Origin of the sequence: Pseudomonas sp. 5P_3.1_Bac2, assembly GCF_025465995.1 — a bacterium.
Classification (GTDB): domain Bacteria; phylum Pseudomonadota; class Gammaproteobacteria; order Pseudomonadales; family Pseudomonadaceae; genus Aquipseudomonas.
Window position 1 is genome coordinate 260,289 of sequence record NZ_JANLNY010000004.1, and the last position, 22,312, is coordinate 282,600.

General features: G+C 59.7%; 19 protein-coding genes. 17 read left to right on the top strand and 2 right to left on the bottom strand.

Translation table 11 applies throughout. The features are described 5' to 3' along the window. The first annotated feature begins 7 nt into the window (after window positions 1-7). The 14 genes from leuD (at window position 8) to NTD81_RS02640 (ending at window position 16,254) form a co-directional block, all read left to right on the top strand. Window positions 8-652, top strand: a complete 645-nt coding sequence (gene leuD / locus NTD81_RS02575; RefSeq protein ID WP_262179128.1) for a 3-isopropylmalate dehydratase small subunit — start codon at window positions 8-10, stop codon at window positions 650-652. 122 nt (window positions 653-774) lie between these two features. Beyond that, window positions 775-1,542: a class I SAM-dependent methyltransferase gene (locus tag NTD81_RS02580; RefSeq protein ID WP_262179130.1), complete on the top strand. Its 768-nt coding sequence runs from the start codon at window positions 775-777 to the stop codon at window positions 1,540-1,542. 49 nt (window positions 1,543-1,591) lie between these two features. Next, window positions 1,592-2,674 (top strand): 3-isopropylmalate dehydrogenase, encoded by a 1,083-nt coding sequence (gene leuB, locus NTD81_RS02585; protein ID WP_262179132.1) that lies wholly within the window; start codon window positions 1,592-1,594, stop codon window positions 2,672-2,674. 55 nt (window positions 2,675-2,729) lie between these two features. Then, the gene (gene asd / locus NTD81_RS02590; RefSeq protein ID WP_262179134.1) at window positions 2,730-3,842 is read left to right on the top strand and encodes an aspartate-semialdehyde dehydrogenase; all 1,113 of its coding nucleotides are present in this window, start codon (window positions 2,730-2,732) and stop codon (window positions 3,840-3,842) included. 135 nt (window positions 3,843-3,977) lie between these two features. Next, window positions 3,978-4,982: an aspartate-semialdehyde dehydrogenase gene (locus NTD81_RS02595; RefSeq protein ID WP_262179136.1), complete on the top strand. Its 1,005-nt coding sequence runs from the start codon at window positions 3,978-3,980 to the stop codon at window positions 4,980-4,982. 155 nt (window positions 4,983-5,137) lie between these two features. Further along, entirely contained in the window at window positions 5,138-8,113 is a 2,976-nt protein-coding gene (locus NTD81_RS02600) for a FimV/HubP family polar landmark protein (protein WP_262179138.1), read from the top strand. Window positions 8,114-8,116: 3 nt separating this feature from the next. Then, the gene (truA, locus tag NTD81_RS02605; protein WP_262179140.1) at window positions 8,117-8,995 is read left to right on the top strand and encodes a tRNA pseudouridine(38-40) synthase TruA; all 879 of its coding nucleotides are present in this window, start codon (window positions 8,117-8,119) and stop codon (window positions 8,993-8,995) included. A gap of 79 nt (window positions 8,996-9,074) precedes the next feature. After that, a complete protein-coding gene (locus NTD81_RS02610) occupies window positions 9,075-9,695 on the top strand; it encodes a phosphoribosylanthranilate isomerase (RefSeq protein WP_262179144.1) in 621 nt (206 codons plus the stop codon). A 210-nt stretch (window positions 9,696-9,905) separates the two neighbouring features. Then, window positions 9,906-10,790, top strand: coding sequence for an acetyl-CoA carboxylase, carboxyltransferase subunit beta (gene accD, locus NTD81_RS02615; protein WP_262179146.1), 885 nt, complete (start codon window positions 9,906-9,908; stop codon window positions 10,788-10,790). Further along, complete coding sequence (folC, locus tag NTD81_RS02620; RefSeq protein WP_262179149.1) at window positions 10,787-12,094, top strand: bifunctional tetrahydrofolate synthase/dihydrofolate synthase; 1,308 nt, start codon at window positions 10,787-10,789, stop codon at window positions 12,092-12,094. The genes accD and folC overlap by 4 nt, the downstream gene beginning before the upstream one ends. Further along, window positions 12,078-12,743, top strand: a complete 666-nt coding sequence (locus NTD81_RS02625) for an SPOR domain-containing protein (protein WP_262179151.1) — start codon at window positions 12,078-12,080, stop codon at window positions 12,741-12,743. Before folC ends, NTD81_RS02625 begins: the two co-directional genes overlap by 17 nt. 150 nt (window positions 12,744-12,893) lie before the next feature. Next, the gene (locus tag NTD81_RS02630; RefSeq protein ID WP_262179153.1) at window positions 12,894-13,448 is read left to right on the top strand and encodes a CvpA family protein; all 555 of its coding nucleotides are present in this window, start codon (window positions 12,894-12,896) and stop codon (window positions 13,446-13,448) included. 44 nt (window positions 13,449-13,492) lie between these two features. Next, complete coding sequence (gene purF, locus NTD81_RS02635) at window positions 13,493-14,998, top strand: amidophosphoribosyltransferase (protein WP_262179816.1); 1,506 nt, start codon at window positions 13,493-13,495, stop codon at window positions 14,996-14,998. Window positions 14,999-15,042: 44 nt separating this feature from the next. Further along, window positions 15,043-16,254 (top strand): O-succinylhomoserine sulfhydrylase, encoded by a 1,212-nt coding sequence (locus tag NTD81_RS02640; protein ID WP_262179156.1) that lies wholly within the window; start codon window positions 15,043-15,045, stop codon window positions 16,252-16,254. Window positions 16,255-16,325: 71 nt separating this feature from the next. On the opposite strand, the gene gspD is transcribed toward NTD81_RS02640, so the two are convergent. Then, window positions 16,326-18,272, bottom strand: a complete 1,947-nt coding sequence (gene gspD / locus NTD81_RS02645; protein ID WP_262179158.1) for a type II secretion system secretin GspD — start codon at window positions 18,270-18,272, stop codon at window positions 16,326-16,328. 3 nt (window positions 18,273-18,275) lie between these two features. Further along, window positions 18,276-18,944, bottom strand: coding sequence for a type II secretion system protein N (locus tag NTD81_RS02650; protein WP_262179160.1), 669 nt, complete (start codon window positions 18,942-18,944; stop codon window positions 18,276-18,278). 234 nt (window positions 18,945-19,178) lie between these two features. On the opposite strand from NTD81_RS02650, the gene gspE reads away from it, so the two are divergent. The 3 genes from gspE to gspG are packed head-to-tail and all read left to right on the top strand — an operon-like array spanning window position 19,179 to window position 22,310. Continuing rightward, window positions 19,179-20,666, top strand: coding sequence for a type II secretion system ATPase GspE (gspE, locus tag NTD81_RS02655; protein ID WP_262179162.1), 1,488 nt, complete (start codon window positions 19,179-19,181; stop codon window positions 20,664-20,666). Further along, window positions 20,667-21,881 carry a GspF family T2SS innner membrane protein variant XcpS gene (gene xcpS / locus NTD81_RS02660; RefSeq protein WP_262179164.1) on the top strand — a complete coding sequence of 405 codons (1,215 nt, stop codon included), beginning with the start codon at window positions 20,667-20,669 and terminating at the stop codon, window positions 21,879-21,881. Further along, complete coding sequence (gene gspG / locus NTD81_RS02665) at window positions 21,882-22,310, top strand: type II secretion system major pseudopilin GspG (protein WP_262179166.1); 429 nt, start codon at window positions 21,882-21,884, stop codon at window positions 22,308-22,310. Window positions 22,311-22,312: the final 2 nt, after the last annotated feature.

The window sequence follows — 22,312 nt, forward strand, 5'->3', positions numbered from 1 at the left end:
CTCGACTATGAAAGCTTTTACTCAACATACCGGCTTGGTCGTACCTTTGGATCGGGCCAACGTCGACACCGACCAGATCATCCCCAAGCAGTTCTTGAAATCGATCAAACGCACCGGCTTTGGTCCGAACCTGTTCGATGAGTGGCGCTACCTGGATGTTGGCCAGCCGAATCAGGACAACTCCCAGCGCCCCGTCAATCAAGACTTCGTGCTCAACTTCCCGCGCTATCAGGGCGGCAGTGTTTTGCTGGCGCGGGAGAACTTCGGTTGCGGCTCCAGCCGTGAACACGCGCCTTGGGCTTTGGAAGAATATGGCTTCCGAACCATTATCGCGCCGAGCTACGCCGACATCTTCTTTAACAACAGCTTCAAGAACGGCTTACTGCCGATCATCCTTAAAGAAGACGAAGTCGACGCGTTGTTCCAGCAAGCCGAGGCCACTGAGGGCTATCAGCTGACCGTGGACCTGGCGGCGCAAACCGTCACGCGTCCGGATGGCGTGCAGTACAGCTTTGAAGTGGATGCCTTCCGTAAGCACTGCTTGCTCAATGGTCTGGATGATATTGGCCTGACCTTGCAGGACAGCGAGGCGATTGTCGCCTTTGAAGCGGACTACCGCGCTAAGCAGCCGTGGTTGTTTCGCGACGCTTGATGAGTGCTAGGTCCACGCGCGGGCAAACTTGAGCTCTACCGTTGACTGCGCAGGCAGGCAACGGACGCAGCTGACTTGCCAGCATCTTGCGCAGGCGCATTACACAGTCCAAGGACAGCCTCATGACCCACAGCGATCACAGTCAAAACGTGCAAAAACAGTTCGGCGAGCAGGCCTCGGCCTACCTGAGCAGCGCCGTTCACGCTCAGGGTGCTGAGTTCGCGCTGCTGCAGGCCGAGCTGGCCGGGCAGGGCGCTGCGCGTTTGCTGGACTTGGGCTGCGGCGCTGGTCATGTCAGTTTCCATGTGGCGCCGTTGGTCAAAGAGGTAGTGGCCTACGACCTGTCGCAGGCCATGCTCGATGTGGTTGCCGCTGTGGCTGCGGATCGTGGCTTAGACAATATCCGCACGCAGCTCGGCGCCGCTGAGCAGTTGCCGTTCGCCACGGGCGAGTTCGATTTCGTCTTCAGCCGTTATTCGGCGCACCATTGGAGCGACCTTGGGCTGGCTCTGCGGGAAGTGCGGCGGGTGCTGAAGCCGGGCGGCGTGGCGGCGTTTATCGACGTCTTGTCGCCGGGCAGCCCGCTATTGGACACTTACCTGCAAAGCGTCGAAGTGCTGCGCGACACCAGCCATGTGCGTGATTACTCCGCCGGCGAGTGGCTGCAGCAGCTCAGCGAAGCCGGTTTGTCTGTGCGCAACAGCAGCCGTCAGCGTCTGCGCTTGGAATACCACTCGTGGGTTGAGCGCATGCGCACGCCGGAGGTCTTTCGCGCGGCGATCCTGGCGCTGCAAAAGGCCATGGGCCAGGAAGTCCGCGATTATTTCGAGATTCAAGCCGACGGCACTTTCAGCACCGACGTGTTGCTGGTGTGGGCCGAACGCTACTAATTTTTCCCGGCCTGCCTTGAGGCGGGTCGCTTGATGACATGAGGACAGCATGAGCAAACAGATTCTGGTTCTTCCTGGTGACGGTATTGGCCCGGAAATCGTGGCCGAAGCGGTCAAGGTTCTGCAGGTGGCCAATGACAAGTTCAAGCTGGATATCGAGCTGTCGTTTGATGAGCTCGGTGGCGCGGCCATCGACAAATACGGCGTGCCGCTGGCTGACGCGACTTTAGAGCGTGCGCGTGGCGTTGACGCCATTCTGCTGGGCGCCGTAGGCGGGCCGAAGTGGGACAAGCTTGAGCCGAGCATCCGTCCGGAGCGCGGCCTGCTGAAAATTCGTTCGCAACTGGGCCTGTTCGCCAACTTGCGTCCGGCCATCCTCTATTCGCAACTGGCCGATGCTTCCTCGCTCAAGCCAGAAGTTGTCTCTGGTCTGGATATCCTCATCGTCCGTGAGCTGACTGGCGGTATCTACTTCGGTCAGCCGCGTGAGAGCAAAGTGCTGGAAAACGGCGAGCGCATGGCTTACGACACCCTGCCTTACAGCGAAAGCGAAGTGCGCCGGATCGCCCGTGTCGGCTTCGACATGGCCCGGGTGCGTGGCAAAAAGCTCTGCTCGGTGGACAAAGCCAACGTGCTGGCTTCCAGCCAGCTGTGGCGCGCCGTAGTCGAGGAAGTGGCGAAGGATTATCCGGACGTTGAGCTGTCGCACATGTACGTTGATAATGCGGCGATGCAGCTGGTGCGTGCGCCTAAGCAATTCGACGTGATGGTCACCGACAACATGTTCGGCGACATCCTCTCCGATGAAGCGTCAATGCTCACCGGCTCCATCGGCATGCTGCCGTCGGCGTCGCTGGATGCTAACAACAAGGGCATGTACGAGCCGTGCCACGGCAGCGCACCGGACATCGCCGGGCAGGGCGTAGCCAACCCGTTGGCCACCATCCTGTCGGTTTCCATGCTGCTGCGTTACAGCTTCAACCAAGGTGCGGCGGCCGCTGCCATCGAGTTGGCCGTGAGCAAGGTACTGGACCAAGGTCTGCGTACCGGCGACATCTACAGTGCGGGTATGACTAAAGTCGGCACCCAGGCAATGGGTGATGCGGTAGTCGAGGCGCTGCGCAGTCTGTAATCTTTCTGGCCCGCCGGAGCGCCTCCGGCGGCTGGCTTAAATAGGTGTAGTGGTTATGAAACGTGTAGGTTTGATCGGCTGGCGTGGCATGGTGGGTTCCGTGCTGATGCAGCGCATGTTGGAAGAACAGGATTTCGATTTGATCGAGCCGGTGTTCTTCACCACCTCCAATGTCGGCGGCCAAGGCCCCGCTATTGGTAAAGAAATTGCGCCGCTCAAGGATGCTTACAGCATTGATGAGCTGAAAAGCCTCGACGTGATCCTCACCTGCCAAGGTGGCGACTACACCAACGAAGTCTTCCCTAAGCTGCGCGAAGCCGGCTGGCAGGGTTACTGGATCGACGCCGCCTCGTCGCTGCGGATGGACGACAGCTCGGTGATCGTGCTCGACCCGGTCAACCGCAAAGTCATCGATCACCAGCTGGATGCTGGGGTGAAGAACTACATCGGCGGCAACTGCACCGTCAGCCTGATGCTGATGGCGCTGGGCGGTCTGTACGAAGCCGGTCTGGTGGAGTGGATGAGCGCCATGACCTATCAGGCGGCTTCCGGTGCGGGCGCGCAGAACATGCGTGAGCTGATTAAGCAAATGGGCGCGATCAACGCCTCGGTCGCCGATGAACTGGCCGATCCGGCCAGCGCCATTCTGGATATCGACCGCAAAGTGGCGCAGGCCATGCGCAGCGATAGCTTCCCGGTGGACAACTTTGGTGTGCCGCTGGCCGGCAGCCTGATCCCTTACATCGACAAGGAACTGCCGAACGGGCAGAGCCGTGAAGAGTGGAAAGGCCAGGCGGAAACCAACAAGATCCTCGGCCGTATCAAGAGCCCGATCCCAGTTGATGGCCTGTGCGTACGCATCGGCGCCATGCGCTGCCACAGCCAGGCGCTGACCATCAAACTGAACAAGGACGTGCCGCTGTCGGACATCGAAGGTCTGATCAGCCAGCACAACCCTTGGGTTAAGTTGGTGCCAAACACCCGCGAAGCGAGCATGCGTGACCTCGGTCCAACGGCTGTGACCGGTACTTTGAGTGTGCCTGTAGGGCGTCTGCGTAAACTCAACATGGGTTCGCAGTACCTGGGCGCGTTCACCGTCGGTGACCAGCTGCTGTGGGGCGCCGCCGAGCCGCTGCGCCGTATGCTGCGGATTCTGCTGGAGCGCTAAGCTAAGCGCTAACCGCGGGCTTTAGCCAAGAAGCGGGTTGTTGCCAGTCGAGTTATCGACTGAGCAGCAGCCCGCTTCTTTGCATTTACGCAGTGCCTCTATACAGTGCACGCCTTGCTTAAGTGAAGAGAGCTTATGAGCCGTACAGTTGATATTGCCGTGATCGGCGCCACCGGTAGCGTTGGCGAAACCTTGGTGCAGATTCTTGAAGAGCGTGATTTGGCTGTCGGTACTCTGCATCTGCTGGCCAGCGGTGAATCCGCCGGGCAGTCGCTGAGCTTCCACGGCAAAACTGTGCGGGTGCGTGATCTCGAAGGCTTCGACTTTGGCCAAGTGCAGCTGGCGTTTTTCGCCGCTGGGCGCAAAGTGAGCGGCAAATACGTGCCGATAGCCGCGGCTAAGGGCTGCGCGGTGATCGATCTGGCTAGCGGCCTGACGTCCGCCCAGGCGCCGCGCGTGGTGGCGGAGGTCAACCCGCAGGCCTTGGCGAGCTTGAGCAAACCCTATGTGTTGAGCAGCCCGAGTGCGCCGGCGGTGGCTTTGGCCTGTGTGCTGGCGGCATTGCCGCTGGAGCTGCGGCGTATCACGCTGACGGCCTGCCTGTCGGTGTCCAGTCGCGGGCGTGAGGCGGTCAAGGAGCTGGCCCGGCAAACGGCCCAGCTGCTTAATGCCAAGCCGTTGGAGCCGCAAGTGTTCGACCGGCAGATTGCCTTTAACCTGCTGGCGCAGGTCGAAGCTAGCGACGAAGAGGGGCACGGCGCACTGGAGCGACAAATAGCCGCTGAGCTGCAAGAACTATTAGCGCAACCTGAGTTGCCGGTGGCGGTCACTTGTATTCAGGCCCCGGTGTTCTTTGGTGATAGCCTGAGCGTAAGCCTGCAAAGTGCCGCGGCAGTGCCGTTAAACACCTTGCGTGCTGCCCTGGATGCAGCGCCCGGCGTCGAGTTGGTTGACGCTGATGACTATCCGACGGCAGTTGGTGACGCCGTGGGGCAAGATGTGGTGTATGTCGGCCGAGTGCGTGCCGGGCTCAATGACCCGGCCGAACTCAATTTGTGGATTGCGTCTGATAATGTGCGAAAAGGCGCGGCCTTGAACGCTGTCCAGTTAGCAGAATTATTGATAAAACACTATCTGTAAAAGATACTTAGCTGGAATTTTGAAGAATCTTTCGAGCTTGGCAATATTGGCTAAGTAAATTGCTGGATTGGGGGATATGCCTTCGATGCATACAAACAGCAATTTTCCTGACCCTTTCGCTGGCCTAGAAAAAAGATAAAACAAGGGATAACGCTATGGTTCGGGTACGCAAACTGGTGCTGGCAATTGCAGCTGCTTCGGCTCTGTCGTCCGGCATGGCGCACGCGCTGGGATTAGGCGAGGTCACACTGCAATCGGCACTTAACCAGCCTTTAGTGGCTGAAATTGAGCTGCTGGAAGTACGCGATCTAGCCTCCAGCGAGGTGCTGCCGTCGTTAGCGTCTCCGGAAGCTTTCTCCAAGGCTGGGGTGGATCGTCAGTATTTCCTCACGGATCTGAAATTCACCCCGGTGGTCAAGCCCAACGGCAAAAGCGTGATTCGGGTGACTTCCAGCAAGCCGATGCGCGAGCCGTACCTGAACTTCCTGGTTGAGGTGCTGTGGCCCAATGGCCGCTTGCTGCGCGAGTACACCTTGCTCCTCGATCCACCGCTTTATACCCCGCACAGTGTGCTGAGCGCTGCTGCCCCCGTGGTGGCTGCCCCGGCGCCGCGCCCGCAAGTCAGTGCGCCAGTGGCCCAGCCTGTGCCGACGCCAGCTGCTGCGGTCCCTGCGCCTGCGGCCAGCGCCAAAGCCCCAACGCCGCATCAAGCTGCAGCACCAGCACCAGCAGCTAAGCCGGCGGCCGCGCCTGCCGCTGCCAGCAATGAATACAAAACCACAGCCCATGACACGCTGTGGGAAATCGCCCGGCGCAGTCGGACCCATGCCAATGTGCATCAGGCGATGTTGGCGATCCAGGATCTCAACCCGAATGCTTTTATTGACGGCAACATCAACCGTCTGAAAAGCGGCCAGGTGCTGCGTCTGCCCGATGAGGCGCAAATTAAACAGCGCAGCCAGGGCCAAGCCGTGGCCCAGGTGGCCGAGCAAAACGCGGCCTGGCGTGAAGGGCGCAGCTTAGCTGGCGCCGCTCGTCAGTTGGATGCGACCAAGCGCGCCAGTGCGGATGCCGCGCCGGCCAAAGTTCAGGCCAGCGACAGCCTCAAACTGGTGGCGGCGCAAGCCGGTGAAGCCACTGCCGGTAGCGACAAAGGGGCGGCAAACGGTAAGGCCCTGAGCGATAAGCTGGCCGTGACCCAAGAGAGCCTGGACAGCAGCCGGCGGGAAAATGCCGAGCTGAAAAGCCGCATGACCGATCTGCAAAGCCAGCTGGATAAATTGCAGCGCCTGATTCAGCTTAAAGACAGCCAACTGGCTAAGTTGCAAGCCGACTTGGCCGCTCCTGCTACTCCTGCTGCCGATGGCGCCCCAGATGCGGCAGCCGCGGCGGTTCCTGCAGCCGCAGCAGAAGCCTCGGCACAAACCGCACCTGCTGCCACTGACTTTAACTACAGTGAAGAGCCTGCACCGGCAGCACCTGCTGCTGAAGCCGCTGCCCCAGCTGTGGCACCTGCACCTGCGGCCAAGGCTGAGCCCGCTGCGAGCAAAGCCCCAGCGGCGGAGCCGGTGGCGCAAAGTAATCCGCTGGATGACTTCCTGGCCAATCCAACCCTGCTCGGCGTTGCCGGTGGTGGTGCCTTGTTGGCGCTGCTGATTGCCTTGCTGGTGCTGTCGCGGCGTAATGCGCAGAAAGAAGCGCGGCTGCAAGATAGCCTGACGGCGGATGACGCCGAGAGTGATCTGCCCGCTGAGCTGAACCTGGCCGAGGACAACTTCGCCGCCCTGACTGATGAGCGTAGCGAGCAAGCCTCAGCCCGCGCAGAAGAGCCGGTGACCGCGCAAACCTCTGATGCTTTGAGCGAAGCCGACATCTACATCGCCTATGGCCGTCTGCCGCAGGCTGCTGAATTGTTGCAAGGGGCGATCAAGCAAGAGCCACAACGTGCCGATCTGCGCCTCAAACTGATGGAAGTTTATGGCGAGATGGGCGAGCGCAATGGCTTCGCCGAACAAGAGCAGCAGCTGCGCAATATCGCCGGTACTGGCGCCGAAGTGGATCAGCTGAAAGCACGTTTCCCCGCTCTGCTGGCCGGTGCTGCGGTGGCCGCAGTGGCTGCTGAGCAAAGCCTGGATGACCTCCGTCTGGATGATCTGAGCTTGGATGAACCGGCGGCAGCCACTGCCACGCCGCTGGCTGCTGAGTTGGCCGAGCCAAGCACTCCAGCCCCGCTTGCTGACGCAGAGTTCTCCCTAGATGGCTTCGATGAAGCGGATTTCGCTGAGCCGGCTGCGAGCAATAAGGTTGAGGATGAACTGAGCTTTTCTGAAGCATCCTTCGATGGCTTGAGCTTGGATGAGTTCGACAGCAAGCCCGCGACTGCCCCGGCCTTGGCCGATGATTTTGATCTGAGCCTGGATGATCTTGAAGCGGAGCTGGATCGCGATCTGCAAGCCGGCAACGCAGCGGGTCTGGCTGATCTGGACAGTTTACAACTCGACGCTGACCCAGAGTTGGCCGCCGCTTCGACCAGCAGCGAGGCGCTGTTGGATGATCTGGACTTTGATTTGAGTCTGGATGGCGACGAACTGGCTGCGCCTAATACTGAGAGCGACTTTGCCGCAGAGCTGCACAATCAGCTGGGTGATCTCAGTGCTCCTGCGCCGGCCGTGGCAGATGAACTGCTGAGTTTGTCCGAACAGCCAAGCGCCAGCGCTGCTGAGCCGACAAGCCCAAGTGAGGCCTTGGCCGATGAGTTTGATCTGTCTTCCGACTTTGATCTGACCCTGGACGAAGAAACCCCAGCAGAGTTGCCGCCTAGCGAGTTTGCCGCGCAACTGGGCGAGGTGAGTGCAGAGTTGGAGCAACTCACCGATGAGCTGCAAGGTGCTGACGATCTGCCGCCACCTGCTCCAGCGGCATTTGCCCAGGCCAGCGCTGATCTGGATAATGACGACGACTTCGATTTCCTTTCCGGGACCGATGAAACCGCGACCAAACTCGACCTGGCCCGCGCCTATATCGATATGGGCGACACTGAAGGGGCTCGGGATATTCTCGATGAGGTCATCAGTGAAGGTAACGACGGTCAGCAGCAGGAAGCTCGCGAGCTGATCGCTAAATTGGTTTGATACATGTCTGATGGTCTACCCACAACGGCAGCCGATTCGGCTGCCGTTGGCGTTTATAAGATAGCCCTGGGGATTGAGTACAAGGGCTCGCGTTATCGTGGTTTTCAGCGCCAGCGCGCTGGTGTGCCCTCGATCCAGGAAACTCTGGAAAAAGCCCTGACGAAAGTCGCCGGCGGCGTGCCGGTGCTGCTCAGTTGCGCCGGGCGTACTGACGCGTCGGTGCATGCCAGTGGTCAGGTGGTGCACTTCAGCAGCCCCGTCGAACGCAGCACCCATGCCTGGATGATGGGCGCGAATATGAATCTGCCCGGTGATATCAGCGTCACTTGGGCCAAGGTCGTGCCTGAGCACTTTGATGCGCGCTTCTGCGCCAAAGCGCGGCGTTATCGCTATGTGATCTATAACGACCAAATTCGCCCAGCCCATATGGCGGAAGAGGTCACCTGGAATCACCGGCCGCTGGATCTTGAGCGCATGCGCGAAGCGGCCCGTGCTCTGCTCGGCACCCATGATTTCAGCGCATTTCGCGCCAATCAGTGCCAGGCCAAGTCGCCAGTCAAAACCGTACACCACCTTGAGCTGCTGCAAATGGGCCGCTTTATCGTGCTGGATATCCGCGCCAATGCCTTCTTGCACCATATGGTGCGCAACATCGCCGGGGTTTTGATGACCATTGGTGCTGGCGAACGGCCGATTGAATGGGCCGCGCAAGTGCTGGAGTCGCGCACGCGCAGCAGCGGCGGGGTCACGGCTCATCCTTATGGCCTGTACTTAGTGCAGGTCGACTACCCGCAAGAGTTTGAGCTGCCGCAGCGGTATTTAGGCCCGCACTTCCTCTCCGGATTGCCGGATGTGCGCGAGCAGCTGGCGGCGGATCAGTGAGTCAGGGCTAAAGAGTCTTGCGTTGGGGCGCCTAGAGCCCCTAGCATCGCCTGTTAATTAACTGATTGAGGTCTGCCTGTTGTCAGTCGTACGCAGCAAAATCTGCGGAATTACCCGCATTGAAGACGCTCTGGCCGCCGTGGAAGCGGGTGCGGACGCCATTGGTCTGGTGTTCTATGCGCCCAGTCCACGGGCCGTTACGGTGGCGCAGGCGCGGGCGATCATTGCGGCGCTGCCACCGTTTGTCACTACCGTCGGGCTATTTGTAAATGCCAGTCGCTGCGAGTTGGGCGAAATTCTCGATGCCGTGCCGCTGGACTTGCTGCAATTTCATGGTGACGAAACCGCGCAGCAGTGCACGGGCTATCATCGTCCCTATATCAAGGCGTTACGGGTTAAAGCCGGTGACGATATCGCCGCGCAAATGGCGACCCATCCGCAAGCCAGTGGCTTTCTTCTGGATACCTATGTGGAGGGGGTGCCGGGCGGCACCGGCCAGGCTTTTGATTGGTCGCTGATCCCGCAAGGCTTGGGTAAGCCGATTATTTTGGCCGGCGGCCTGACCCCGGACAACGTCGCGCAAGCCATTGCTCAGGTCCGTCCCTATGCCGTGGATGTGAGTGGCGGGGTTGAGGCGAGCAAGGGAATTAAGGACGGGCAAAAGATTCGCGCCTTTATGCAGGCGGTTAAAGGTCACTGAAGTGGTGTGGGTGGATGTGACGGCGCTCAAGGCTTGGCCGTCCATTAGCCTATTGCTGATTAGATAAGCGCTTTCAGCAGGCGTATGGGGGTGGCGGGTTAGCCTGAATCAGGTTGTCCGGCCCCAACTGCGTCTGTACTTATGAATTTTCCCGGATAGCCAAGCGTTGTGGCTGACGCATCCGGCCAATAGCTTTGGAGAGTTAAGAGCATGAGCAACTGGTTAGTAGACAAACTGATCCCATCGATCATGCGTTCCGAGGTCAAGAAGAGTTCGGTTCCTGAGGGCCTGTGGCACAAGTGCCCGTCCTGCGACGCGGTGCTGTACAAGCCCGAGTTGGAGAAAACCCTGGATGTGTGCCCGAAATGTAACCACCACATGCGTATCGACGCCCGTGCGCGTCTGGACATCTTCCTCGATGCCGAAGGTCGTGAAGAGCTGGGTGCGGATCTGGAGCCAGTCGATCGCCTGAAATTCCGCGACAGCAAAAAGTACAAAGACCGTCTGGTCGGCGCACAGAAGCAAACCGGCGAGAAAGATGCCCTGATCGCTATCCGTGGCACCCTGCAAGGCATGCCGGTTGTCACCTGTGCTTTTGAGTTCTCCTTTATGGGCGGCTCCATGGGCGCCATCGTCGGCGAGCGCTTTGTGCGTGCCGCCAACGCCGCGCTGGAGCAGCGCAGCCCGCTGATTTGCTTCGCCGCTTCCGGTGGCGCGCGGATGCAAGAAGCGCTGATCTCGCTGATGCAGATGGCCAAGACTTCGGCCGTGCTGGCGCGTCTGCGTGAAGAGGGTATTCCGTTTATCTCCGTGCTCACCGACCCGGTCTACGGCGGTGTGTCGGCCAGTTTGGCCATGTTGGGTGACGTCATCGTCGCCGAGCCGAAGGCGCTGATCGGCTTTGCCGGTCCACGGGTGATCGAGCAAACCGTGCGTGAGAAACTGCCAGAAGGCTTCCAGCGCAGCGAGTTCCTGCTGGAGCACGGCGCCATCGACATGATCATCCATCGTGCCGAGCTGCGTCCGCGCCTGGCGCGTCTGCTGGCGCAATTTATGGGTCAACCATCGCCTGCTGCACTGCCGGCCACGGCATGACCGCACGCAGCCTTAGCGATTGGCTGAGCTACCTCGAGCAACTTCATCCCAGCGCCATTGATATGGGGCTGGAGCGCTCGCGCGTGGTGCTCGAGCGTCTTGCCTTAGGGCAGGTGGCGCCGCGGGTTATCACCGTCACCGGCACCAATGGCAAGGGCTCGACCTGTGCCTTTATTGCCGCTTTGCTGAAAGCCCAGGGGCTTAAGGTTGGCGTTTATAGTTCGCCCCATCTGCTGCGCTACAACGAGCGGGTGCAAATCGCCGGCGTTGAGGCCAGTGATGAGCAGCTCTGTGCCGCCTTTGAGGCAGTGCAGGCGGCCCGTGGCGAAGTGTCCCTGACCTATTTCGAAATGGGCACTCTGGCTGCCTTTTGGCTGTTCCAGCGTGCCGGCTTGGATGCAGTGGTGCTGGAGGTGGGCTTGGGCGGGCGGCTGGATGCAGTCAACCTGCTGGATGCCGACATTGCCGTGGTCACCAGCATCGGTCTGGATCACTCCGACTGGCTGGGCGATACCCGCGAATCCGTGGCTTTCGAGAAGGCCGGGATTTTCCGCGCAGGCAAACCGGTGGTGTGTGGCGATCTTCAGCCGCCGCAGCCCTTGCTGGCGCAGGTGGCGGCGCTGGCAACACCTTATTACCAGCGTGGCGAGCAATTTGATTTAAGCCTTAATGGCAGCACTTGGGCTTGGCAGGGGCTGGATGGACAAGGCCAACGCTTAAGTTTGCCGGCGCTGCCGCGTCTCGATTTACCCATGCAAAACGCCGCCTTAGCCCTACAAGTCTATGCCCTGATGCAACTGCCTTGGCAGCCTGCGGTCATTACTGAAGCGCTGCTGCAAACCCGGGTGGCGGGGCGACTGGATCGCAGAACGATCAATTGGTCGGGCAAGACCCTCACGCTGTTGCTGGATGTTGGGCATAATCCCCATGCGGCGAACTATCTGGCGCAGTACTTGCTGGAGCAAGGGACGGGTGTTACCCGCTATGCGGTATTTGGGTTGCTGGCCGACAAGGATTTGCCCGGTGTAGTGACCCCGCTGTTGCCCTATGTGGCGAGTTGGGCGGTGGCAACTTTGCCGACCAGTCGCAGCCGTGACGGCTCTGAGTTGCAGGCTTATTTGCAGTCCTGCGGGCAGGCTGCGAGTTGCTATGAATCGTTGCAGGCAGCGCTAGAGGCACAGTGTGAACAAGCGGCAGCAGGGGATGAAATTCTGCTGTTTGGATCTTTCTATAGCGTGGCCGAGGCCCTGGATTGGCTGGCCCGCCGGGCCAATGGGGGCTTGCAGGATGGCGTTGCTGGATAAAGGATTAAAACAGCGCATGGTGGGCGCGCTGGTGTTGTTGGCATTGGCAGTGATTTTTCTACCCATGCTGCTCAATCGTCAGGATGAGTCGCACCGTGTTGAGGTGCAAGCACCCAACATGCCGCCGGCGCCGCAAGTGGCCGATGTTGAGCTGCAGCAAATCGCCGTGCCAGAGCCGCAATTGCTGCCTGAGGAGCCCGTGGGCGAGCAGGCGGTGGCCGATCTTACACCGGATGGCCCAGTGGCTGAGCCGACCGAGCCGAGCGAGCCGGTGGTCACGCCCGTTCCTGTGCCAGCGCCGGTGGTCGCCAGCAAGCCCGCAGTCGCGGCCAAGCCAGCGGTAGCCGCACCCACTCCTGCGCCTGCTGCAGCGCCTACGCCAGCGCCGAGCCGGGTGGATGCCAATAGCTTGCCGGTGAGTTGGTCGGTGCAATTGGCCAGTCTGTCCAGTAGCGACGGCGCGCAGACATTGCAGAAGACCCTGCGCAGCCAAGGTTACAACGCCTATATCCGCACGGCTGATGGCATGAATCGGGTCTTTGTCGGGCCGCTGATTGAGCGCGCTGAGGCTGATCGTCTGCGTGATCAGCTCAATCGTCAGCACAAGCTCAAGGGCTTTGTGGTGCGCTTCCAGCCGGAGGCTCGTTAAGTCTCAGTGGCGGCACTGCGCCTTGGCGTCGTGCCGCAGGCCAGGCAGTTAGAGGCCTGGCTAAGTTTTTTCAGCTTAACCAATCCTTTGCTTACTCATGGCAGGGTGCTCTGTTAAAATGCAGCGCTTTTCCCGTAGGTAACCTGCATCGTGGCATTCACCTGGGTCGATTGGGCGATTATCGCCGTTGTCGCCATCTCAAGTTTGATCAGTTTAAGCAGAGGTTTCGTCAAGGAAGCCCTGTCGCTACTTATCTGGATTATTGCCGGTGCTGTGGCCTGGCTGTTTGGCGGCGCTCTCGCCGAACACCTCAGCGCTTACATCGAAACTCCCTCCGCCCGGGTCATCGCCGGCTGCGCTATTTTGTTTGTACTGACCTTATTAGTCGGCTCGTTGCTGAGTTACCTGATCGGCGAGCTTATTCGCGTCAGTGGCCTGTCTGGGACCGATCGCTTCCTCGGCATGGTGTTTGGCGCGGCTCGTGGCGCCTTGCTGGTGGTCGTGGCGGTGGGGCTGCTGAGCTTGGCGCCGGTGCAGCAAGACCGCTGGTGGCAAGAGTCGAGCTTAATCCCGCATTTTCTGATTGTGGCTGATTGGTCGAAGAACTTGATTCTGAGTCTGTCCAGTCAGTGGCTTGCCAACGGCGTACCCGCGCCGGTGGAGTTACCGTTCCAAGAGGCACTGTTGCAGCCTAAGCTGCCGTAGTGCATTGAGATTCTTCCTGTTTCATTGAGTAGGGGTTGCGTCACATGTGCGGCATTGTCGGTATCGTCGGTAAATCGAACGTCAATCAGGCGCTGTATGACGGGCTGACCGTCCTCCAGCACCGCGGCCAGGATGCTGCCGGTATTGTTACCAGCCACGAAGGTCGTCTGTTCTTGCGCAAGGACAACGGCTTAGTGCGGGACGTGTTCCAGCAGCGTCATATGCAACGTCTGGTTGGCCACATGGGCATTGGACATGTGCGTTACCCGACTGCAGGTAGCTCCAGCTCCGCTGAAGCCCAGCCGTTTTACGTCAACTCGCCATACGGCATCACCTTGGCCCACAACGGTAACCTGACTAACGTTGAGCAACTGGCCAAAGAGATTTACGAATCTGACCTGCGCCACGTCAACACCAACTCCGACTCGGAAGTTTTGCTCAACGTGTTTGCCCATGAGCTGGCCATCCGTGGCAAGTTGCAGCCCACTGAAGAAGATGTGTTCGCTGCCGTAGCCCAGGTGCATGAGCGCTGCGTGGGCGGCTATGCGGTGGTGGCGATGATCACCGGTTACGGCATCGTCGGCTTCCGCGACCCTAATGGCATCCGCCCGATCGTGTTTGGCGAGCGCCACACCGACGAAGGCGTGGAGTACATGATCGCCTCGGAAAGCGTGTCCCTCGACGTGCTGGGCTTCACCCTGATCCGTGATTTGGCCCCAGGCGAAGCGGTGTACATCACTGAAGAGGGCAAGCTGATCACCCGTCAGTGCGCCCGTGAGCCGAAGTACGCCCCGTGCATCTTCGAGCACGTTTACCTGGCTCGTCCGGACTCGATCATGGACGGCGTATCGGTATACAAGGCGCGTCTGCGCATGGGTGAGAAGCTGGCCGAGAAAATCCGTCGCGAGCGCCCGGATCACGATATCGACGTGGTGATTCCGATCCCGGATACCAGCCGTACCTCCGCATTGGAGCTGGCCAACCACTTGGGCGTGAAGTTCCGCGAAGGCTTTGTGAAGAATCGCTATATCGGTCGTACCTTCATCATGCCGGGGCAAGCGGCACGGAAGAAATCTGTACGGCAAAAATTGAACGCCATTGAACTGGAGTTCCGCGGCAAAAACGTCATGCTGGTCGATGACTCCATCGTCCGTGGCACCACCTGCAAGCAGATCATTCAGATGGCCCGCGAAGCCGGGGCGAAGAATGTCTACTTCTGCTCGGCGGCGCCGGCGGTGCGTTACCCCAACGTATACGGCATCGACATGCCTAGCGTGCACGAGCTGATCGCGCATAACCGCAGCACTGAAGAAGTCGCCGCGCTGATCGGTGCCGACTGGCTGGTGTATCAGGACCTGCCGGATCTGATCGACGCAGTCGGTGGTGGCAAGATCAAGATTGAGCATTTCGATTGTGCGGTGTTCGACGGCAAGTACGTGACCGGTGATGTCGACGAGGTTTACCTGAACAAGATCGAGCAGGCGCGCAATGACGCCTCTAAGGTTCAGTCTCAGGTGGTCAGTGAAATCATTGACCTGCACAACAACTAAGTAGCCAGCGGCCCGTCTAGGCGGGCCGAGATTGAGGATTGGTAATGAGCATTGAATGGGATGCTGGGCGTCTAGACAGCGACCTCGAAGGCGTAGGCTTCGATACCCTGGCCGTACGTGCCGGCCAACAGCGCAGCCCTGAGGGTGAGCACAGCGAAGCTATCTTTCCGACCTCCAGTTATGTATTCCGCACGGCGGCCGATGCCGCCGCGCGTTTTGCCGGTGATGTGCCGGGTAACGTTTACTCGCGTTACACCAACCCCACCGTGCGTAACTTTGAAGAGCGTATCGCCGCCCTTGAGGGCGCCGAACAAGCGGTCGCCACTTCTTCCGGTATGGCCGCCATCATGGCCTTGGTCATGAGCCAGTGCAGCGCCGGCGATCACGTGCTGGTGTCGCGCAGCGTGTTTGGCTCGACCATCAGCCTGTTTGAAAAGTACTTCAAGCGCTTTGGCGTGGCGGTGGACTACGTGCCGCTGGCCGACTTGAACGGCTGGGCCGAGGCCTTCAAGCCCAACACTAAGCTGCTGTTTGTCGAGTCGCCTTCTAACCCCTTGGCGGAGTTGGTCGACATCGCTGCGCTGAGCGAAATCGCCCACAGCAAGGGCGCTTTGTTGGCGGTGGATAACTGCTTCTGCACCCCGGCGCTGCAACAGCCGCTGAAACTGGGGGCTGATGTGGTGATCCACTCCGCGACCAAATATATCGACGGTCAGGGCCGTACCCTGGGCGGCGTAGTGGCGGGTCGCGCTGAGTTGATGAAAGAAGTGGTGGGCTTCGTGCGCACTGCTGGTCCAACCCTGAGCCCGTTCAACGCCTGGATCTTCCTCAAAGGTTTGGAAACCCTGCGTATCCGCATGCAGGCCCATTGCAGCAGCGCTATGCAACTGGCGCAGTGGCTGGAGCAACAACCTGGCATTGAGCGGGTGTACTACGCCGGTCTGCCCAGCCATGCGCAGCACGAGTTGGCTAAGCGGCAGCAGAGCGGTTTTGGTGCGGTGGTCAGCTTCGAGGTTAAGGGTGGTAAAGAGGCCGCCTGGCGCTTTATCGACGCCACCCGGGTGATCTCCATCACCACTAACCTGGGTGACACCAAGACCACCATCGCCCATCCGGCGACCACCTCCCACGGGCGTTTGTCCGAGGCCGAGCGGGCCAATGCCGGTATCGGCGACAACCTGATCCGCGTTGCCGTGGGTTTGGAAGATGTCGCTGATTTGCAAGCTGACCTGGCCCGTGGCTTGGCGGCGCTGTAAGGCTTAGATCGCGCGTTAGATAAAAAAGCCCCGGCATTGCCGGGGCTTTTTTATGGCTGAGGGATTCATCCTCAGCGCAGATCAATGGCGCCGCGGTCGCCGTGATCGAACAGCTGTTTAGCTTCACGCGGCAGAATGCTGGGCTGGTCGTCATCGCCGATCACCCGGATATCACTGTATTTACGCCCGGACAGCGCCTCCATGCCTGCCGCGTCTTGGATCACGGAAGGGCGCAGGAAGACCATCAGATTACGTTTGACGTGGGTGTCTTTGGTTGAGCGGAACAGCGCGCCGAGCCAGGGGATATCACCCAGCAGCGGGACCTTGGAGTCGGTCTTGGTCACGTCATCCTGAATCAAGCCGCCGAGCACAATCACCTGGCCGTTTTCGGCAAGGATGGTGCTTTTGATGGAGCGCTTGTTGGTGATCAGATCCGATGGAGTGATGCCCTGAGTTGTTGGCGCGATGGAGGAGATTTCCTGCTCAATTTCCAGGCGCAGCGAGGCGCCTTCGTTGATATGGGGCGTGACCTTCAAGGTCACGCCGATATCTTTACGTTCAATGGTCGTGAAGGGGTTGTCGGCGCCTGAGCCGCTGGTGGTGAACGAGCCGGTTTGGAAGGGCACGTTCTGCCCGACTAGGATTTCCGCTTTTTGGTTATCCAGAGTCAGCAAACTGGGCGTCGACAGCAGGTTGCTTTGGCTGTTGGCCGACAGGGCGGTGATGAGCATGCCGAAGCTGTCGGTACCGACGCCGACGATGGCGCCGTCCGGCAGATTACTCAGCATATTGTTCGAGCCAGTGCCCGTGGTGCTGTTTTTACCGTCCTGAATGGCCTGCAGCACGCTGCCCACCGACAGCCCGGTGCCGCCAAAGTTGGTGCCGCCCAAGCCGCCACGGCGGGCGTCGATGGCCCACTGCACGCCCACTGCATCGCTGATATCGCCGGAAACCTCAACAATCGCCGCTTCCACCATCACCTGGGCGCGTGGCACATCGAGCTGGCGCACGATGTCTTCAAGGGTCGCCACCACATCTGGTTCAGCCAGCAGGACCAAGGCGTTCAAGCTTTCGTCGGCACGAATCAGAATATTCTGCGGCTTGCCCGTGCCACCTTCGGCCCCGGCCTCGGGTTTGAGTTTTTCTGACAGATCGCCAAGGGTCTCGGCGAGGCTTTTTGCATCGCTATAACGCAGGCGAATCACTCGGGTGTTGGCCGAGCGGCTGGTGGGGGTGTCCAGCGACTGGGCCAGACTGATGAGCTTACTGCGCGCCGCTGGTGGGCCGATGATGATCAGACGGTTGCTGCGCCCGTCGGCAATCACTTGGGTACCGGAGGCGCCTTTGGCCTGGCCACGGTCGACGGCATTACGCAGCACTTCGGCGGTGTCCATCACCCAGGCGTATTGCAGATTGAGCACGCTGTAATCGTGCTGACCTTTCTGATCAAGCTGCTTGAGCAGGGTTTCGATGCGTTGGATATTGGCGCTGCGGTCACTGATGATGATCGCGTTGGCACTGCTGATTGCCGCCAGATGACCGTATTGCGGTACCAGCGGTCGTAGCAGGGGGATCAGCTCACTGGCCGAGCCGTGTTGCACCTGGATCAAGCGGGTTTCCAGTTGATCCGAGGCCGGGCGGCCGGAGTTGGCTTCGGTTTTGGCTTCAGCGTTGGGCACAATGCGCGCCTGATCGCCTTGAGTCAGCACGCTGTAACCATGGGTCGCCATCACCGAGAGGAACAGCTGATAAACCTCACTGAGCCCCAGTGGGCTGCTCGATACCACGCTGACCTGACCTTTGACTCGGGGATCAACGATAAAGGTCTGGCCGCTGATCTGCGCCACCTGATCAATAAATTCGCGAATGTCCGCGCCTTTCAGGTTGATTGTCCAGGTCTCTTGCTGCGTTGTGGCGCTAGCCGGATTGGCGGTGACGGCCGCATGCACGGGCAGGGCAGTGCCCAGCATGGCGCTGGCCAACAGAGTCAAACTTAGGCGTGAGAGAGTCGAAGGCATTGCTCAATGATCTTCCGTGAGAGGTTCAGTGGGAGCGTTCGCCGGCTCTTCGGCGTTCGGCGCGGGCTCGCTGTCGGTACTGGGGATTTGTTGGCGCAGAGCATCCATGCGCTCGCGCAATTGAGTCAGGTTGTCGTCCAGAGCGTCGGCCGGCTCCAGACTTTCTTCAGTGCTCAGCTCCTGGGCTGGGCTCGCGCCGGCGCTGGAGCGACTGACGGGGAAGTACAGGCTTTCGCGGCGGCCGTTGCGCAACAGCTCGATATGATCGGCCGTCACCGCATGCAGTTGTACCCCAGAACTGATTTCTGCGTCGATGCTGTAGCGTTGGGCGTTCTTGCCGGCGCTGCTGATGATCGCGCTGGAACGTTTGGGGTCGGCATGCACAAAACTGCCGAGTAGGGTCAGACGTAATTGTGTATTGGGCGCTGGGCCGTCGCTGTTGACACTGCTGGTGCCAAATAACTGGGCCAGTTGATTGGGGTCGATAGGGTTCGGCTGGGCGCTGAGTTCGCTTGGCTCGCTCGTCACCGGGGCGCGCAATAAACGCAGCCATTCGGCACTTTGCCAAGCCAAACTAATGCCCATAGCAATGACTACCACGCCGCCCACTAAGGTGGTGGCATGCTGGTGTAGCACGCGTGAAAAGGCCTGAAAACGCAAAAGGTTAGTCACTCCATAACTTATTATTATCTATATGCTGCGCGAGCCGATCATATCGCCTCTTGCTGAATTTGCTAGCCCTAACGTGGGATAGTGTGTCAGTCGGCGCAATGTGCTAAAGATAGCGCCCGGCAAGTGCCACTTTGTCACCTAATTATAATAATTCACCCCAATTATCCGGAGTTTGCCCTGCGCGTGAGACTTGCGTAATGGTCCTCCTGATAAATGTGTCAAAGGCTTTTAAGGATGAATGCGCTGTTAAATGATCTGCCGCCCAAACGTTTACCGTTTAGCTTTGCTAAACGCCATGGGGTGGTATTAGTGTGCCAGGAGGGCATCACCAGTATCGCCTATCGACCCGGCGTCGACTTGGTGATATTGGCCGAGGTGCAGCGCTTTAGTGGCTCGCAACTGACCTTGCAGGCCTTCAATCAAAGTGAATTTGATCTGCTGTTGGCGGCAGCCTATCAGCATGATTCGGCCTCCATGCAACTGGCCGAAGATATCGGCGGCAGCCTTGATCTGGCGGCGCTGGCCGAGCAGGTCCCGGAAACCGAAGACCTGCTTGAGCAGGAAGACGACGCGCCGATTATCCGCCTGATCAACGCCATTCTCGGCGAAGCGATCAAGGAAAACGCTTCGGATATCCACCTTGAAACCTTTGAAAAACGCCTCGTCGTGCGCTTTCGCGTGGACGGTGTGTTACGCGAAGTGTTAGAGCCGAAGCGTGAGTTAGCGGCGCTGTTGGTGTCGCGGATTAAGGTCATGGCGCGCTTGGATATTGCCGAAAAACGCGTGCCGCAAGACGGGCGTATCTCCCTTAAGGTCGGTGGCCGCGAGGTGGACGTGCGTGTCTCCACCTTGCCCTCGGCCAACGGCGAGCGGGTGGTGCTGCGTTTGCTCGATAAGCAAGCGGGGCGGCTTAACCTGCAACATCTGGGCATGAGTGCGCGCGACCGCGATCTGATGGAAGCCACGGTGCGTAAACCCCACGGCATCCTCTTGGTCACCGGGCCCACTGGTTCGGGGAAAACCACCACGCTGTACGCCAGCTTGAGCAGCCTTAACGACCGCACGCGTAACATTCTTACCGTCGAAGACCCGATTGAATATCACCTTGAAGGCATTGGCCAAACCCAGGTCAATAGCAAGGTGGATATGACTTTTGCCCGTGGTTTGCGCGCCATCCTGCGACAAGACCCGGACGTGGTGATGGTGGGCGAGATTCGCGATAAAGAAACCGCCGAAATCGCCGTGCAAGCCTCGCTGACCGGGCACTTGGTGCTGTCGACCCTGCACACCAACAGCGCTATTGGCGCCATCACCCGCCTGGTCGATATGGGTATCGAGCCGTTTTTGCTGTCGTCATCTTTGCTTGGGGTTTTGGCCCAGCGCTTGGTGCGCGTGCTCTGTGCGCAGTGTAAAGAGCCGTATCAGGCTGATGAGGCCGAGTGCACCTTGCTCGGTGTCAGCGCGGCTAATCCGCCGACCCTCTACCACGCCCGTGGCTGTGCTCAGTGTCATCAGCAGGGCTATCGCGGGCGCACCGGTATCTATGAGTTGGTGGTGTTCGATGATCAATTGCGCAGCCTGATCCATAACGCGGCCGCTGAGCAGGACATGACTCGCCATGCCCGCACGTTGGGCCCGAGTATCCGCGACGATGGCCGGCGTAAGGTGCTTGAGGGCGCCACCACGGTGGAAGAAGTATTGCGCGTGACGCGGGAGGAGTAGGTGGCCGCATTCGAATACCTCGCCCTCGATAATAAGGGCCGTCAGCAAAAAGGTGTGCTGGAGGCCGATAGCGCGCGCCAGGTGCGACAGCTGTTGCGTGAGCGGCAGATGGCGCCCCTGGAGGTCAAACCCAGCCGTGCGCGGGAGAATCCAAGCGGCGGCCATTTAAGCTTTAACCGCGGTATTTCCGCCCGTGATTTGGCTCTGCTGACCCGCCAGCTCGCGACCCTGGTGCAAGCGGCGCTGCCTATTGAAGAAGCCTTACGTGCCGCCGCTGCCCAAGCCGGTTCGCCACGGGTGCAGAGCATGTTGCTGGCCGTACGTGCGCGGGTGCTGGAAGGTCATGACCTGGCCGGCAGCCTGAAAGAATTTCCCTCTGCCTTTCCTGATCTGTATCGCGCCACGGTGGCGGCCGGTGAGCACGCCGGGCACTTGGGGCCTGTGCTGGAGCAACTGGCGGACTACACCGAGCAACGTCAGCAGTCGCGGCAGAAAATCCAATTGGCGCTGCTTTATCCGCTGATTCTGATGGCGACCTCACTGTTGATCGTTGGCTTCCTGCTTGGGTATGTGGTGCCTGATGTGGTCAAGGTGTTTATCGATTCGGGGCAAACCCTGCCGGCCTTAACCCGCGGATTGATCGCCTTGAGTGACTGGGTAAAAGGATGGGGGTGGCTGGCGCTGATTGTGATCGCCGGCGGGGTCTTTGGCCTGCGTTGGGCGCTGCGTGATGAGGCGTTTAAAACCCGCTGGCACGCTTTGTTATTGCGTGGCCCGTTGATCGGCCGACTGATTCGCGCCACCGACTGTGCGCGGTTTGCTTCCACCTTGGCGATTCTGACCCGCAGTGGCGTGCCGCTGGTGGAGGCGCTGGCGATTGCCGCACAGGTGATCGCTAACCGGGTGATCCGCGCCGATGTGTTGGTGGCCGCGCAAAAGGTCCGCGAGGGCGGCAGCCTAACCCGGGCGCTGGAGGCTTGCGGGCAGTTTCCGCCGATGATGCTGCACATGATTGCCAGCGGTGAACGCTCCGGTGAGCTGGATCAAATGCTGGCGCGTACCGCGCGCAATCAGGAAAACGATTTAAGTGCCCAAGTGGCCATGATGGTGGGGCTGTTCGAGCCCTTTATGTTGGTGTTTATGGGCGCAGTGGTGCTGGTGATTGTGCTGGCCATTCTGTTGCCGATTCTGTCTCTTAATCAGTTGGTGGGATAAATGATGAGGAATAAACAAGGCGGTTTTACCCTGATCGAAATCATGGTGGTGGTGGTCATTCTCGGCATTCTCGCGGCGCTGGTAGTGCCGCAGGTGATGAGTCGACCGGATCAGGCCAAGATCACCGCAGCGCAAAACGACATTCGCGCCATCGGCGCGGCGCTGGATATGTACAAGCTCGACAACCACAGCTATCCCAGCACTCAGCAGGGCCTGGAGGCCTTGGTGAAGAAACCTTCGGGCAACCCGCAGGCGAAAAACTGGAACCGTGACGGCTACCTCAAACGTCTGCCGATTGATCCATGGGGCAACCCGTATCACTACCTGGCTCCGGGCAGCAAAGGCGCCTTTGACCTGTACTCCTTCGGTCCCGATGGCAAAGAAGGTGGCAGCGACAAAGATGCCGACATCGGTAACTGGGACCTGTAACC